The 15672-nt window shown below is 52.6% G+C and carries 17 protein-coding genes; 5 read left to right on the top strand and 12 right to left on the bottom strand.

Annotation, left to right across the window (positions count from 1 at the left end):
* Nucleotide 1 precedes the first annotated feature (1 nt).
* From N7E73_RS08345 to N7E73_RS08360, 4 genes are all read left to right on the top strand, one after another.
* A complete protein-coding gene (locus N7E73_RS08345) occupies nt 2-760 on the top strand; it encodes a thiamine pyrophosphate-dependent enzyme (RefSeq protein WP_432738597.1) in 759 nt (252 codons plus the stop codon).
* A gap of 1 nt (nt 761) precedes the next feature.
* Complete coding sequence (locus N7E73_RS08350) at nt 762-1304, top strand: 2-oxoacid:acceptor oxidoreductase family protein (RefSeq protein WP_432738598.1); 543 nt, start codon at nt 762-764, stop codon at nt 1302-1304.
* A gap of 452 nt (nt 1305-1756) precedes the next feature.
* Nucleotides 1757-2581 (top strand): shikimate dehydrogenase, encoded by an 825-nt coding sequence (gene aroE, locus N7E73_RS08355; protein ID WP_432738599.1) that lies wholly within the window; start codon nt 1757-1759, stop codon nt 2579-2581.
* 131 nt (nt 2582-2712) lie between these two features.
* The gene (locus N7E73_RS08360; protein ID WP_432738600.1) at nt 2713-3963 is read left to right on the top strand and encodes an alpha/beta hydrolase family protein; all 1251 of its coding nucleotides are present in this window, start codon (nt 2713-2715) and stop codon (nt 3961-3963) included.
* Nucleotides 3964-4120: 157 nt separating this feature from the next.
* Here the strand turns inward: N7E73_RS08360 and N7E73_RS08365 are convergent, their stop codons facing one another.
* Together N7E73_RS08365 and N7E73_RS08370 are read right to left on the bottom strand one after the other, a co-directional pair.
* Nucleotides 4121-5485 carry an NAD-dependent succinate-semialdehyde dehydrogenase gene (locus tag N7E73_RS08365; RefSeq protein ID WP_432738601.1) on the bottom strand — a complete coding sequence of 455 codons (1365 nt, stop codon included), beginning with the start codon at nt 5483-5485 and terminating at the stop codon, nt 4121-4123.
* A 273-nt stretch (nt 5486-5758) separates the two neighbouring features.
* Complete coding sequence (locus N7E73_RS08370) at nt 5759-7378, bottom strand: LysM peptidoglycan-binding domain-containing protein (protein WP_432738602.1); 1620 nt, start codon at nt 7376-7378, stop codon at nt 5759-5761.
* Between the two features lie 432 nt (nt 7379-7810).
* Here N7E73_RS08370 and rlmB point away from each other — a divergent pair, with 432 nt between their 5' ends.
* On the top strand, nt 7811-8563 hold the full coding sequence (rlmB, locus tag N7E73_RS08375) for a 23S rRNA (guanosine(2251)-2'-O)-methyltransferase RlmB (RefSeq protein ID WP_432738603.1): 753 nt from the start codon (nt 7811-7813) through the stop codon (nt 8561-8563).
* A gap of 127 nt (nt 8564-8690) precedes the next feature.
* On the opposite strand, the gene fliQ is transcribed toward rlmB, so the two are convergent.
* The 10 genes from fliQ to era all read right to left on the bottom strand — a co-directional run bounded on the left by fliQ (nt 8691) and on the right by era (nt 15539).
* Nucleotides 8691-8960, bottom strand: a complete 270-nt coding sequence (gene fliQ, locus N7E73_RS08380) for a flagellar biosynthesis protein FliQ (protein WP_432738604.1) — start codon at nt 8958-8960, stop codon at nt 8691-8693.
* Nucleotides 8961-8999: 39 nt separating this feature from the next.
* The gene (fliP, locus tag N7E73_RS08385; RefSeq protein ID WP_432738606.1) at nt 9000-9755 is read right to left on the bottom strand and encodes a flagellar type III secretion system pore protein FliP; all 756 of its coding nucleotides are present in this window, start codon (nt 9753-9755) and stop codon (nt 9000-9002) included.
* A complete protein-coding gene (fliO, locus tag N7E73_RS08390) occupies nt 9727-10098 on the bottom strand; it encodes a flagellar biosynthetic protein FliO (RefSeq protein WP_432738607.1) in 372 nt (123 codons plus the stop codon). The genes fliP and fliO overlap by 29 nt, the downstream gene beginning before the upstream one ends.
* Nucleotides 10091-10765 (bottom strand): flagellar motor switch protein FliN, encoded by a 675-nt coding sequence (gene fliN / locus N7E73_RS08395; RefSeq protein WP_432738608.1) that lies wholly within the window; start codon nt 10763-10765, stop codon nt 10091-10093. Before fliN ends, fliO begins: the two co-directional genes overlap by 8 nt.
* A 93-nt stretch (nt 10766-10858) precedes the next feature.
* Nucleotides 10859-11359: a flagellar basal body-associated FliL family protein gene (locus N7E73_RS08400; RefSeq protein WP_432738609.1), complete on the bottom strand. Its 501-nt coding sequence runs from the start codon at nt 11357-11359 to the stop codon at nt 10859-10861.
* A 23-nt stretch (nt 11360-11382) separates the two neighbouring features.
* Nucleotides 11383-12111 (bottom strand): OmpA family protein, encoded by a 729-nt coding sequence (locus N7E73_RS08405; RefSeq protein ID WP_432738610.1) that lies wholly within the window; start codon nt 12109-12111, stop codon nt 11383-11385.
* A 9-nt stretch (nt 12112-12120) separates the two neighbouring features.
* The gene (locus tag N7E73_RS08410) at nt 12121-12954 is read right to left on the bottom strand and encodes an OmpA/MotB family protein (RefSeq protein WP_432738611.1); all 834 of its coding nucleotides are present in this window, start codon (nt 12952-12954) and stop codon (nt 12121-12123) included.
* A 32-nt stretch (nt 12955-12986) separates the two neighbouring features.
* Nucleotides 12987-13748, bottom strand: coding sequence for a motility protein A (locus tag N7E73_RS08415; RefSeq protein ID WP_432738612.1), 762 nt, complete (start codon nt 13746-13748; stop codon nt 12987-12989).
* A 64-nt stretch (nt 13749-13812) separates the two neighbouring features.
* Nucleotides 13813-14517, bottom strand: a complete 705-nt coding sequence (locus N7E73_RS08420; RefSeq protein WP_432738613.1) for a YggS family pyridoxal phosphate-dependent enzyme — start codon at nt 14515-14517, stop codon at nt 13813-13815.
* 107 nt (nt 14518-14624) lie between these two features.
* Complete coding sequence (gene era, locus N7E73_RS08425) at nt 14625-15539, bottom strand: GTPase Era (RefSeq protein ID WP_432738614.1); 915 nt, start codon at nt 15537-15539, stop codon at nt 14625-14627.
* Nucleotides 15540-15672 lie beyond the last annotated feature (133 nt).

Raw genomic sequence — 15672 nt, forward strand, 5'->3', positions numbered from 1 at the left:
TATGAGTGAACAAGAAATTCTCGCCTTTGACAGGGCTGACGCAATCGTAGATGTGCCCACGCACTACTGCCCCGGCTGCCAGCACGGCATTGCCCACAGGCTGGCCGGAGAACTGCTCTCCGAAATGGGACTGCAGGAAAACACCCTCCTGATTACCTCAATCGGCTGTTCGGTGTTCCTCTACAACTATCTTAATGTAGACAGTGTTGAAGCTCCCCATGGCCGTGCTCCGGCCGTTGCCACCGGCGTCAGGCGCGCACGCGGCGACAAGTTCGTGGTTTCCTACCAGGGGGACGGCGACCTCGCTTCCATCGGTATGGCTGAAATCATGCACTGCGCCAACCGCGGTGAAAAAGTGTCCATCATCTTCGTCAACAACACCGTATACGGTATGACCGGCGGCCAGATGGCACCCACCACCCTCGAAGGGCAGAAAACAACCACCTCCCCTGCCGGACGCAACCCCCTCAAAGAGGGTCAGGCAATCCGCATGGCGGAGATCATCGCCCAGCTCGGCGGCACAGCATTTTCCGCACGCGTTGCGCTGAACAACGTCAAGAACATCCGCAAGGCCAAAAAAGCCATGCAGAAGGCTTTCGAGGTTCAGCTTAAGGGTCTGGGATTCGGCTTTGTCGAGCTGCTGGCCACCTGCCCCACCAACTGGAGAATGACTCCCATCCAGGCAAACGAAAGGGTTGAATCCGAGATGATCCCCTACTTCCCCCTGGGTGTATTCAAAGACGTAACTGCGGAGGACTAGGATGAGCAAATACCTCGACAGCATCATTGCCGGTTTCGGCGGACAGGGCGTTATGCTCATCGGCAACCTGCTGGCCTACGCCGGTATGAACGCAGGCCTGAACGTGACCTACATTCCGGTCTACGGCCCGGAAATGCGCGGCGGTACTGCCAACTGTACCGTGGTTCTTTCCGACGATGAAATCGGTTCGCCGATCATCCGCAGCCCGCACAGCCTGATCATTATGAACCGTCCTTCGCTGGACAAATTCCAGCCCATGCTGCAGGACAACGGTATCCAGATCGTCAACTCTTCTCTCGTTGACAAGGAACTGGTCGATACCACCCGCGTGAAGTCCTACTTCGTGCCATGCAACGAGATTGCCGACAAACTCGGCAACACCCGCATGGCTAACATGGTGGCCCTCGGAGCCTTCATCAAGGCAACCGGAATCATGGAACTGCAGGCAGTCATCGACTCCCTCGGCAACGTGATCTCCGCCCACTACAGCCATCTTATTCCCAAAAACGCGGAAGCCCTCCAGGCTGGCGCAGACGCGATCTAAAACTGACCATTAAAAATCCCCCTGCGAATCTGGTTCGCAGGGGGATTTTCTGTTTATGCTGAAATTCATCGCATTTGCCAAAACTCCAGTTTTCATAGAGACTCACTAATCCCGAGATTAATCAATGAATGCCTTCGGCGACCCTGCCGGGGGCTTAACCCTTTGAAAAAGGTTTGTTCCACTGTCGCCATCTCTACGACTCGCGGAGAGACCGCTCGCCTAAGAGCTGATGCAAGAATCCCAAACTTTTTTAGTAGGGATTCGCCGCAGTGCACGACAATTTGTCATTGTGCAAAACCATTCAGCAAATGGGTTTTGTTAAAATGTACGGGCTGAGCACAACTCCATCTCTTTAGAAGTTTCACCATTTTTTATCATTAATTCTGAGCGTTTTATTTAAAAAAAACGACTTTGACCCTGCGAACAAACACAAACGCCTACAGGAGCCAAATATGAGCGTTTTCCGGCCTGAGAAGCTTTTCGGCATAATAGGACACCCCCTGGGGCATACCATGAGCCCCCTTCTGCACAACTGGGGGTTCACAGAGCACAAAATTCCGGCTGTTTACATGGCTTGGCCGACTGAACCAGAGAAGGTCAAAAGCTTCATGCGCACCTTTCGGGACCTGCCCATATCGGGTGCGAGTGTCACTATTCCGCACAAGCTTTCCGTAATGAACTACACTGATCAGCTAACAGAGCGCGCCGAGTCCGTCGGAGCGGTTAACACCCTCTTCTGGCGTGATGATAAAATTGTGGGCGACAACACTGATGCAGCAGGAGTCTCAGAGCCCTTACGCCCCTATTCTGATCATATACACAAAGCCCTTCTGATCGGAGCAGGCGGAGCTGCTCGCGCAGCGATCACCGGATTCAAGGAACTGGGCATAAAGAAAATTTTCATAACCAACCGCACAAAGTCCAAAGCAGATGAGCTTGCTGAGGAGTTTAAAATATCAGTGGTTGATTGGGACAATCGCGGTGATCAGCATTATGATCTCATCGTGAATTCCACGTCTCTGGGAATGTCCGGAAAATTCGTTGATATCAACCCCATGATCATGGACAATCAGGATGAACACACCGTCGTCTTTGACCTTGTCTACAACCCCATGGAGACCGTTTTCATCAGGGAAGCAAAGGCCAAAGGATGCAGAGCCATCCACGGCATTGAGATGTTCATTCATCAAGGGCTGGAGCAGTTCAGGCTTTGGACCGGAATTAATGTGGACGAGAAGAAAGCGCGCGAACTCCTGCTAGAACATCTCCGGGGTTAAGGGGCCCGGAAAGCCCGCCTCTTCCCCACAATTAGTGCAGCAATGCGGCAGTTACATGCGTTCGGGCTCTCTGATGCAATGCATATCAACGGCATACAGCAAGAAACAAGAATTCAAACAGGAATTTCAGCATGATCAAACGCGTCTCTTTCCTGACTCTGACACTTCTTTTGACAGCGACAGTAGGCCTGTTCGCAGAAGAAAAAGAATTTGATGCCCATGCCACTACGTTCAGTTACTTTTTTAAAGACGGCGACATGGATTTCCATTTTGGAAATCTCATTCTTGGCGCAACCCGCAACGGCGGCGCAGAGATAGGTGAAGCTTTTTATGCGGCTTCCAGGATCAAAGATGGCGATGCCGCCAGTTGGCAGGAGGAATGGTATAAACTGGCCCAGCGCGTGGAGAAACGCGGTCTTGAAGCTCTCAAGGGGAAACACAAGAAAAGCGCGGCCGATCAGTTGCTACGGGCAGCTTATTACTATCGCATTTCCCTTCTTGCCATGCAGGCGAACAACCCGGAGCTGAAAAAACGCGGCGAAACATGCCGCGTCCTCATGCAAAAAGCCGGAACCCTGCTCAATCCTCCATTGGAGTATATTGAGATTCCCTTCGAGGACACCGTCCTGCCCGTCTTTTTCCGCAAGGCCGATAATTCGGGAAAGCCCGCCAAAACCCTTGTGATGATTGGCGGCGGCGAAACATTTATAGAAGATCTTTTCTTCTACATCGAGCCTCAGGCCCATGCACGCGGCTATAACTTCATGACCGTGGACCTTCCCGGTCAGGGAATGATGCCTTTGTCCGGCCAGGTGTTCCGCACGGACACCAACATGGCCATGAAAAAAGTCATAGACTATGCCCTGAGTCGTCCAGACGTGGACAGAAACAGACTTGCCTCCTACGGCATCAGCGGTGGAGGATTGTTCGTACCACAAGCAGCCATGCACGACTCGCGCATCAAGGCCATTGCCATGAATTCAGGCGTAGTCGATGCACAACGACTGTTCCGCACTATGCCGGCAACGCAGGCATCACCCGAAAATATAGCCGAATGGTCTTCCTTTCATGCTGGTGTGGTCAAATCCATCTGCTGGCGCTACGGGGTGAACAATCCAGCCGAACTCGTTGAGGCGAACCGTGGCAACACCTTTGATGGATCAAAAATAAAGGCCCCTGCCCTGCTGATCGTCGGTGAAGGAGAATACCGCAGCAAGGAAGTCCAGAGGCAACAGCAGATCGCCATGGAAAGTTTCCGCGACAAGCGCAGCTGCCTTGTAGTCACCCCCTCTGATGAAGGGGCTACAAACCACTGCATCATGGAGAACCGAAGTCTGGTCGGTCAGGTCCTGTTTGACTGGCTGGATGAGGTCCTCAAATAGCCGAAGAGCTTTTGAACTGAGAGGGTGTCTCTCTACATCCGCTTGGCTACAAAATATTTTTCATTTTGTATAAAACAGGCTTGTGTCAGGAATTGACCTTCTCTCAAAGAATTCCCTGGCGGAAAAGCCCAATTATTGCACACGAATATACACAGAGCTACCCGACGCAGATAGACTTCACATTTACGAACTCACGGATTCCGTATTCAGCCAGTTCACGCCCGTAGCCGGAATTTTTGACTCCACCGAAGGGAAGCGGCGGCCGACTGCTGACCCTTCCGTTTACGTAGACAAGCCCTGCCTCGATCCTGCGGGCCAGCCTGAGCCCTTTTTTCTCGTCCTGTGTCCAGACGGACCCACCGAGGCCGAAACGGCTGTCATTGGCCATTTCCATGGCATTTTCATCACTCTCAGCACGGAAGACCATAGCCACAGGTCCGAACAGCTCCTCACGCGCTGCCGAAGACTCAAAAGGAATGCCGCTGATAATCGTCGCGGGATAGAATGCGGCCTTGCCTTCTGGAATCTCCCCGCCCAGTAGAACCTCGCCTCCTGCTGCCCTGCAGCGGTTGACCTGCTCCTGCAGTTCAGCGCGGAAACGGTGGGATGCCATGGGCCCCATTACAGTCTCCGGATCAAGGGGATCCCCCATAATCAAGCCTGCCATCTGCTCCTTAAGCCGGGAAACGAAATCATCATAAACGTCAGTATGGACAATAAAACGCTTGGCAGCGATACAGGCCTGCCCGGCGTTAGAGCAGCGTGATGCGGCCCCTGTTTCAGCAGCCCTGTCGAGATCAGCATCGGCGAGAACAACAAAGGCATCACTTCCGCCCAGCTCCATAACGCTCTTCTTGAGATTGGAACCGGCAAGAGCAGCAACCTTGCGTCCGGCATCTTCGCTGCCGGTCAGGCAGACGCCCACCACGGAATCGTGCCCGAGAACGTCTTCAACCTGTCTGGCTCCAATGAGCAGCGTCCTGAAAGCATCGGCAGGAAAAATGGAATCACGAAATGCCTCTTCAATGGCAATAGCGCACTGCGGAACGTTGGAGGCATGCTTGAGCACCATAGTGTTGCCGGCCATAAGCGTAGGCACGGCGATACGCAGAACCTGCCAGACCGGATAGTTCCACGGCATTACCGCAAGCACGGTTCCCATGGGGGCATAGTCCACATAGGTCTGCATTCCGTCCACGTGCTGATCTTTGCAGGCAAGCATCTGTGCCCCATTATCAGCATAGTAATCACAGACTGTAGCGGCCTTGAGCACTTCTGCCCGTCCGGAATTCAGGGGCTTGCCCATTTCAGCAGCCATCAGCCGGGCAAAACGGTCGGCGCGCTCACGCAGAATACCTGCCAGATTCCTGAGGCATTCTGCGCGATGATCAAGCGCGGACTCTCTCCAGCTCTTAAACGCAACTGAAACAGATGAAAGAACCTTCGCAGTCTGCTCAGTACTTAACTCTTCAAAAGTATTTTCAACCACTCCGGTCATCGGGTTGGTGCTTTGGATTGCCATGATCTAAATTACCTTGTTTAAATCTGAAAGAAAGGAACAAACTTCACCAAACGGATTCAAAAATCAACCTGTTTGGCAAGTCCAAACATTTCACGAAAATATCCGGGATTAAGCTGTCGGCTTGTAAAAAACGGCAGAATTCAAAGAGTTCGAAAATAACGGTCTTACAACAGGCAGCTCAGACAAATATTCAGAGGGGGAGAAGGAAGGGTGGAAATTAAAAAGGGCGGTTGAAATCACAACCGCCCTGAATATGCGAGTTAGGCTCGACTGCTACTGAACGTAGACCTTTATACGGTCTCCGGGACGAAGTATACTCTTGGAATTAAGGCGGTTCCACTCCATCAGAGCGGAAACCTTCACACCGAAACGACGGGCTATCTTCCAGAGGGTGTCACCGCGACGAACCTGATAGTCAACCACCTGCTGTTTGACGTTCTCGGCCTTGGCAATGGAACGCGCTGAGCTTACAGCGTTATTGTCGGGAATATAGAGTTTCTGACCGATTTTGAGCTTGCTGGTATAAAGACCGTTGGCCTTTTTGAGGGTATTAACACTCACCTGGTAACGGGTGGCGATATCCCAGAGGGTGTCCCCCTGCTGAACCCGGTAGTTGGCCCTGCTCTGAGCAGTACGACGGGTGGAAACGACTCCGGCGGACTGCACAGATTCAGCTGAACCTTTGCCGGGAATCATAAGGAACTGGCCGGGTTTGATCAGATTGGAATTGCTGTTGTTAACTGATTTCAGGACTGCAACGGGTACACCGTAACGATTGGCGATACGGTACCAGGAATCACCGCTGCGCACTTTATAGCGGTTGTAGCCGGCAAAGGGACGGGAAGCGGGAGATTCAAGGTAATCTGAAGCATCGGCCATAACCTTTTCAGGAAGGTAAGCGTTTACGGTTGCATCCGGGGGGCTGACCTGACGACGAAAGTGAGGGTTGAGTTTCTGGAACTCACTCCATTTCATTCCGCATGCTCTGGCAAGGGCCAGCAGATCTGTACCGCCGGGAACGGATACGGTCTCAACCTTAAGGCCGTTGTCCCAGTTGATGTTCTCGAAGCCGAGCTCATCCAGGTTTTTGAAAATCTTGGAGATTGCGATAAATTTGGGAACGTAGTTCTTTGTCTCGGCCCGCAATCTGTATTTTCTGGAAAGTTTGTGGTTGTTCTTGGTCAGCTCGAAAAAGTCGTCACAACCGGTCTTTTTGAGCGCCCTGCTGATCTTGCCTTCACCGGCATTGTAGGCTGCAAGAGCCAAGTGCCAGTCCCCGAACATTTCGTGAAGAACCTTGAGGTATTCAACCGCTGCAGTGGTTGCCTTGTAGGGATCGCGGCGTTCGTCAACCCACCAGTCTACACGGAGCCCGTACTTGCGGCCTGTATAAGGCATGAACTGCCACATACCGGCTGCACCTACCCGGGAGTAGGCCCAGGCATTGTAGCCGCTCTCGGCAAAAGGCAGCATAGCCAGATCCTGAGGCAGCCCCTGTTCGGAAAGGACCTGACGGACATAAGGCAGGAAAGGTTCGGAACGCTCGAGCCAGCGGGCAAAAGTTTTGCGGGCCTTGTGAGTAAAGAACCCGAAATACTGCTGAACTTCCTTGGTATCATGCTCATCAAGGTTGAAATAGATGCCGTTGCTGGACAGCAGGGCTTTCTGTTCCTCAGGAGTAAGAGCCTCGGACTCCTGCGGAGCGGTTTCAAGCTCCGGATCAAGGGGCTGAGCTCCGGAGTCGGCAACATCGCCTTCTGTTTCTACGACTTCGCTTACCTTGGCCTGCGGATCGCAAACCTCCTGCTGAGCAACTGGAGCTGTCTTGGCTGCACACCCGGCAAAAAGGGCAAGCATAGCCACAAAAACCAGTAACCGGAGCGAATTCACCATGTTCGACCCCCTGTAATTCGAAACTGCAAAAGTATTGATTTTATCCATAAATTATTTAGAAAATGTATAGTTTATAACTGCTTGACTGATCAAAAAACCCATCCAACAAGCTAAAAAAGATGGGTTTTCCCAGCATTAATTTAATAATTCAAACTTACGTAGAGCTATCCTAAAGAGCGAGGGTTTGCAATAGTAAAACAAAAGGAATAAGTTGCAGAAACGGTTGTGCCGCAAGGGTTTCCGGCCTTCACGGGCTGTACGAAAGCGGGACTTTTTACCCCGGACAGATTATCGGCAGACTGTAACTTTTCATATTAATTAGGCAATTGAACACATGGGTGCCGGAATGGCCTTTACATCAGGCCCGGTGCCCTTTGAGATAAACAGCCTCATATTTTTTTAACGTTTCTCCAAATAACAAGGCAAATATCGATGAAGAATACGAATCAGGACGACAATACCGTCATCGCGGGCCGGAAACCGGTCCAGGAGCTGCTTTTGGACTCCCCCGAAAGGATTGATCTGCTCTACCTACAAAAAGGGCGTCAGGACAAGAATTTCGAGCGGACAATCGAGCGGTGTAAAAAACACGGCATCAAATACAAAATCGCCGACAAAACCGAGATGGGCAGAGTCTTCTCCGGCAACCATCAGGGCATAATTGCCCGGGTGGCGGCACTGCCCTATGCGGAATTTGATGAAATGCTTGAGACCTTCAGGGATGCCCCTCTCCCCCTGCTGATCGTTCTGGATCAGGTCCAGGACCCCGGCAATATCGGAGTTCTGGCCCGCAGCCTTTACGCACTCGGCGGGGCCGGGATAGTTACCGCCAAGCACGGCGGGGCCTTCCTCGGGCCTGCTGCGGTAAAGGCCAGCGCAGGAGCTCTGACCAGACTCCCGGTTGCCCGCGTCAGCAATATTTCGCAGGCTCTGGACAAGGCAGCGGAACTTGGGATCAGCATATACGGGGCAGGAATATCCGAAGACTCTTCACCGGCGTATACGGCCGATCTCAACCTCCCGGCAATTCTCGTTCTGGGCAACGAAGAAAAAGGTATCCGTTTCAGCGTTGAAAAACGTTGTGAAAAGCTTATCCACATCCCCTTCCGCCGCGACTTCGACTCCCTGAACGTGGCACAGGCCGGGGCCATGCTTATCAGCGAGTTTGCCAGACGGCTGGCCTAGCTCCATCGCCCATCAGACTTCTTATTGCGGGAGACTTATGCTTCCCTGCACAGGTAAATAGGACAGCCCCCTGAAGATTCTCTTCTTCAGGGGGCTTATGCATGTTTAAAGAAATTTAAGCTTTTTTCTATTTAATATACGTAGGAAGATTAATGAACACATTCCTCGTAAAATCAATCATCTTGTCCATAATCCACGGAAAGGCAAAAAGCAGAGCCAGAAACATGGATACGATCTTGGGCACAAAGGTCAGAGTCTGCTCCTGAATCTGGGTTGCGGCCTGCAGGACAGATACGAAAATACCCACCACAAGCCCCACGCCCAGCATAGGCAGGGCAAGAGTCAGGGCCAGCTCAATGGACTGACGGGCATATCCGATTACAAATTCAGGAGTCATATGATACCTCCGCGTTTAAAGGACGCACTACTCCCCGGATCACTGAAACGTGTTGACTATCGAGCCCGTCAACAGGGACCAGCCATCGACCATGATAAAAAGCAGTATCTTGAACGGCAATGAAACCATTGCCGGGGGCAGCATCATCATACCCATGGCCAGCAGGATACTGGCAATGACCATATCGAGGATGAGAAACGGAATATAAATGAGGAACCCGATAGTGAAACCGGTCTTGAGTTCGCTGATGGTGTAGGCGGCAATGAGGAGCATGGTGTTCACGTCCTCTTTTGTTTCAGGACGCTTCTCCCCTGTAATCGCATAAAATATGGAGAGATCCTTTTCCCTTGTATGCTTGAAAAGGAATGTCCTGATTGGGCTTTCGGCCTTTTTCAGCGCCTGGGTGAAACCTATCTCCTCGTTGAGATAAGGCTGCAGGGCGGTGTCATTGATGGCCTTGCCGGTCGGCATCATGATGACCACGGTCATGAAAATGGCCAGAGATGCCAGAATCTGGTTGGGCGGCATCTGCTGGGTTCCCATGGCCTGCCGCAGGAAATGGAATACGATGATAATGCGGGTAAAAGAGGTCATGGTCAGAAGAATGGACGGAGCCATTCCGAGAACAGTAAGCAGGAACAGGATTTCCAGCATCTTGGCTACCTGTTCCGGTTCCTCCTGCCCGGCGGCAAGATTAAGGGTCAGCGTCGGGATTGTCTGGTCCTGGGCAAAAACAATACCCGGAACAATCAACAACAGGACTGCGCTAAGAGTCAGAAGAGCCGGAATCTTCATCGGCAAGATATCCGGAAAAATCTTTTTTACTGGCTGCATGCCCTTCGTCCCCTGCGTGGAGTAAAGTTATTCTGTCCTGAGTGACTCCGACCACCATCTCCCGGTCCCGGTACCTGATGACGGTAATATTCTGGCGCGGCCCAAGCGGCATACGGTCCACGATCTGAAGCACACCCTTGCGCATTCCCTGGAAACTGCCCCCTATGTTCAGTCTTCTGAGCACATAAAAGGCCAGCATGAGCATTGCCAGAATGAAAAACAACGCACCAGCCATCTTGAGCACCGAGCCCACCCCGGCATCGGGAACAATCGGTGCAAGCGCGACCGCAGTTGCGTTAGGCAAGGTGCTTCACCCGCTCTATGGGGCTGATGATGTCAGTCAGCCTGATACCGAATTTCTCGTTGATGACAACGGCCTCGCCGCGGGCAACAAGCTTGCCGTTAACATAAATTTCCAACGGCTCACCGGCCAGCTTGGTCAGTTCCACGACAGACCCGGTTCCGAGCTGGAGCAGTTCGTTGATGAGCATCTTGGCCCGTCCGAGTTCGGCGGAAACATCAAGGGGAATGTCGAGAATAAAGTCCAGATCACGCCGCGATCCATCGTGCCGGGGGTTCTTGGCCTCGTTGGTCAGGTCCTTGAAATCGGCCTCACGGGTCTGGGTACGCAGGAATTCCTGCTCCTTTTCCTTGCGGATGTCTGCTCCGGTATCTTCAGCCAGAGCTGCCGCCCACTCATCGGCAAGGCCGGCATCTCCACCGCCTCCGCCGCCGGAATCAGGGCTCTGCCCCTGCTCGCCCAGTGCCGCTGCCCATTCGTTGGCCAGTGCATCGTCATCACTGGCACCGCCGTCATCCTGTTCAGCCAGGGCCGCAGCCCATTCGTCGGCCAGAGCATCATCACCGCCGTCAAGATCATCAGCCAGAGGATCACTGCCACCGGAATCGCCGGACAGGGCATCAGCCCATTCCTGCGCAAGTTTATCCTGATCAAGATCATCAGATATCATAGCTGTCTACCTCCGACTGATTTCATCCCGTCACCCGTAATAAAAATCGATGCCGAAAAAATGGCACCACCAAGCAACGTAGCAATAACCATGCTACTGGATAACCATATCCGTAAAATATACCTGCAACACCTTGGAACCGCCGAGTATCTGGTTAAGACGGTCGACGATTTCCTTTTTCAACAGAATCTTGCTCTCCATGCTGGAAAGATCCTGATAGGTCTTGCTGGAAAGAAGAAGAATCAAGGTATCCTTGACCATCGGTTCTTTCTTGGACAGTTCGGCCACGGCCTCTTCACTGACAACCTCAACATCAACGCCGAGCTTGAGGTACCGTCTTCCCAGAGGGTCGGCGAGGTTGACTACAAAGGTCGGCAGAGTGACGTTGAAACCGTCACCGGGCAGCGGGCCCTGATCCTGTGCCGCAGAGTCTTCCCCGGCAGCAGTTTTTTCAGCCGCATCCTCCGGGGGAGCCGCAAAAAACTTCTGGTAGGCGAAAAATCCGCCTCCGCCGAGCGCGCCCAGCAGAATCAGTAAAATGATCCACTTGAGCAATCCGCCTTTCTTTTTAGGCTCTTCACCGCTTTCAGCCATGTCTGTCCGCCTCTTTCCGTTGTTTAATACCCGCCCATGGGGGGGGTGGTCTTGATCAATATTTCAACCCGCCTGTTCTGATCCCTCCCCTGCGGAGTCGTGTTGCTGTACAGGGGGTAGGTCGGTCCGTAAGCGGATACTGTCATTCGTTCATTATTTATGCCCTGCTCGGCAAAAAAAGAGAGCACGGCCAGGGCCCTTTCGCCGGAAAGCTGAAAGTTGGCAGGACTCATTCCTCCAACGTTGTCAGTATAACCGGCAATGTTTACATCTGCTGTACCGAGATAGTCCAGAACAGGGACCAACTGGTAAAGCAGGATTTTGGCGCTGTCGTCAAGCTGAGACTTTCCCAATGGAAACATCAGCTTATCAGTCAGCACAAGCGCCACCCCCTCGGGCTTGGCAAGGACCTTGAGATTCTCGTTGAGAGTGGCCCGGTCCATATCCGCAGGCAGCACGTCATCAGGAAAGAGCAGATCCTTGATCCTGTCCTGTCGTTCAAGGACTTCCCAGGGCCTTTCCAAAAATTCACTGACCAGCTTTACCTTGGCCGTAACCCGCCCGGCCCCGCGTTTATCAAGAAATCCAAGCTCCGCAGGCATGATTGTAACACGGGTAATAAAACTCTGGTCCATTGAAGCCATACTTAACAGGAGCACAAAAAAAGTCAAAAGCAGGGTTACCAGATCCGAAAACGTTACCAGCCACCCTCCGCCAGGATCCGGCGGCTTCTTTACCTTGTCGCGCCCCATCGCTCAGCCTCACTTATCCCTGCGGACCGGGTTATCCGAATCCTCGACCGGAAAGACAAAACCATCAAATTTGAAAGGCTCATCCTTTTTCTTCGGCGGCTGATACTCTTTCAGTTCTTTCTCAATGGCCTCACTGCGGGTATCAAGAACAAGGTCGACCCTCCGGTTCATCTTCCTTCCTTCAGGGGTTGAGTTCGGGTGACGCGGATGAAATTTGCCGAAGGCCTCAAGCTTGAGCATCTCGGGACTCATACCGTTCCTGACAAGATAGTTATAGACGGAAAGCGCCCGGTTAAGCGACATCTTCCATGAAATATCCGGAATCTGATTTCTGTCTTCAACCCGGTAATCCTCACCGAGTTCGTCGCGCAGGATGGAGGTATGACCGGCCACCATGACCGGATGCTTTACCCTTTTCAGTATGGGCAGCACCGTATCAAGAACCCGCGTTCCCTCAATGGAGAGGGTCGTGCTGTCGGGAGTAAAGAGAACATCGGCACCTATGGAAAGGATCTGCACGAAACGGTTTGATTCAAACCGCAGGTCTTCCTCGGCAAATTCCCAGAGCAGCGGCTTGATCGGTTCAAGATCGCTTTCAACTTCCAGAGGTCCAATCTCGACGGTCCGCTTTGAATCTCCCTGTGAAAGGACATCATACCCCTGCGAACCGAAACCGAATGTTCCGATGATGGACCCCAGAACGACCAGTTTACGCCGCTCGTCAACAACTGACATACTGACCAGCAGAACAAAGAAGGTCAGCATGAGAGTCATCAGGTCGCTGAAGGTTATAAGCCAGAGCGGCTGCCCCTGCGCCTCGGGCGGTTTTTTCTTTCTACCCATGCGGCTCTCCCGACCGTCAGCGTCAAACCGGCCTAGTCGACAGCCCTGCGAATTTTCGGCGGCAGGTAGCTGTTCAGCTTTTCTTCGATAATTTTGGGGTTTTCACCTTTGGATATGGAAATGATCCCTTCCATGACCATTTCCCGCAGCAGAATCTCCTCTTTGCTGCGGGTCTTCAGCTTGCCGGACATGGGAGTGAAGACAAGGTTGGCAAGAATCGCCCCGTAAAGAGTGGTCAGAAGCGCAACAGCCATTGCAGGGCCGATGGTACTGGGGTCACTCATGGTCTGCAGCATCTGCACCAGACCGATAACCGTACCGATCATGCCCATTGCAGGAGCAAAGTCAGCAAAGACCTTGAGGATTTCAGCCCCTGTTTCATGCCTGTTTTCGAGATACTGGATTTCCGTCTCCAGAATCTCCTGAATAACCTGAGGCTCCAGACCGTCAACGGTCAACTGCAGTCCCTTGCGCAGAAAATCGTCATCAATGGATTTAAGGGCCGGTTCAAGGGAGAGGATCCCCTCGCGACGGGCCCTGTTGGCAAAATCCATGAACTTGTCGATAATCGCTTGCGGTGACTCGAGGGTGGAAAAGAAAGTTTTCTTGATAACCCCGATAACACCCAGCACATGTCCCATGGGATAGTTTACCAGCGAGGCCCCGATAGTTCCACCCACAACGATGAGAACGGAAGGGACCGAAATAAAAATGGAAAGGGGACTTCCGACCAGAATAGCCGAAAGAACCAGCCCGAAGGAAAGCACGATGCCTATGACTGTACCCAGATCCATTAAAGCCGCCTGTAGATAGGTTTACGAGACTCCCTTCCCGGTCTCACGTTTAAAAGCGCCCGGATCAGTATCCGGGCCTGCGTCCGAATATCTTTGTCCCTACCCTGACCATGGTGGAGCCCTCTTCAATGGCCACCCTGAAATCCCCGGTCATGCCCATGGACAGTTCGGGAATCCTGATGTCGAAAAGCTTTTCCATACCTTCGGCCAGCATCCGCAGCCTTGCAAAATAAGGCCGGGCTCCTTCAGGGTCATCAAAAAAAGGGGGCAGGGCCATCAGACCGACAAGCTTAAGATTCTCAAGTCCGAGAAGCTCTTCAACCAGAGCAGGAAGGGACTCTTCGCCGACGCCGCTCTTCTGCTCTTCCCCGGCGGTGTTGACCTGAATAAAAATATTCTGGACCACACCCAACTCAGCAGCCCTTCTGTTCAGCAGTCCGGCAAGCTTGGAGCTGTCCACACTGTGGATTGCGCTGAACATGCCGGCCACCTGCCGGGCCTTCTTGGACTGCAGTCCGCCGATGAAATGCCAGTCGATATCAAGGCCGGAGAGCTCTTCCTGCTTGGCAAGGGCCTCCTGCACATACGATTCACCGAAACAGCGGTGGCCGGCCCGGTAAAGCATCTCGATATCCGAGGCCGGGTGCAGCTTGGAAACCGCACAAATCTTGATCTCATCTGCCTTGCGTCCACAGCGGAAAGCCGCATCAGCCACTTCTGCCTTAACCTCGTCGAGGTTTTCCGTAAGCTCTGTTTCCCTGTTGTTCATCTGACCACCGCCGCCTTATCCAAAGGCGGCTTACATTAAAATTCGGTTGATTATATAAATTTCTTTAATAAAAAGAAAACAAAAGAACAAGATTTGATCCGCTGACGCTATTCCCCAAGCCCCAGAGAGCGCAGGAATCCGACGTCTTCAGTCCAGCCTTCACGCACCTTGACCCAGATTTCTAGCATAACCTTCATCTCAAGCATCTCTTCAAGCTCCACACGGGCCTGAGTGCCGATTTTCTTGAGGTTCTGTCCTCCCTTGCCGATGATCATGCCCTTGTGGTTCTTCTTGGTGGTATAGATCACAGCACCGATATTGACCAGATTGCGTTCAGGTTCTTCAGTCCAGAACTCGATCTCAACTGCGGTGGAATAAGGCAGTTCCTGCTGCAGGCTCATGAACAGCTTTTCCCTGATGGTCTCGGCAGCCATGAAACGCAGAGGAACGGTTGAAACCTGATCCTCGGGGAACATGGGCGGGCCTTCCGGCAGGACTTCTACCAGCTTTTCCAGCAGCACCTTGGCTCCTTCGCCCTTCAGCGCGGAAACAGGGATGAACTGTGCTTCGGGCCAGAATTCCTGAGCCTTCTGCATGACCGGAAGCAGCATGGCCTTGTCCTTGACCTTGTCCACCTTGTTCACGGCCACGAAAACAGGCTTGTGCGACTGGTTGACCGGCTTGACCACCGGAGCAAGGTCCTTGTCCATCAGGTGCGGCTTGGATGCGTAAAGGGCGGCATCGAAGAGCACCACGATGGCATCGGAACTCCCAAGTGCCTCCCAGGCTGAATCAAGCAGGAAGCGGTTCATCTTTCCACGCATGCGGTGGATGCCCGGAGTATCCAGAAACACGACCTGAGAGTTGTCATCGGTCAGGATGCCGCTAATGCGGTTACGGGTGGTCTGCGGCTTGGGAGATACAATGGCGACCTTCTGTCCCAGATAGTGATTCATCAGGGTAGATTTGCCGGCATTAGGCGGCCCGATAAGCGCAACACAGCCGAATTTATATTCAGACATTTTTTAATTCCTCTATATTGTTCTGTTACGGTCATTAAGACCATCGGCGGTCAAAGTACACTAAAACAGACTGACACGCCAATTGGAAAAACCCTTCCCAATCTAAGTCGGGAAGGGTCTTTTTGGTCTTTCA

The sequence above is a fragment of the Maridesulfovibrio sp. FT414 genome, from assembly GCF_050916235.1.
Lineage (GTDB): Bacteria > Desulfobacterota > Desulfovibrionia > Desulfovibrionales > Desulfovibrionaceae > Maridesulfovibrio.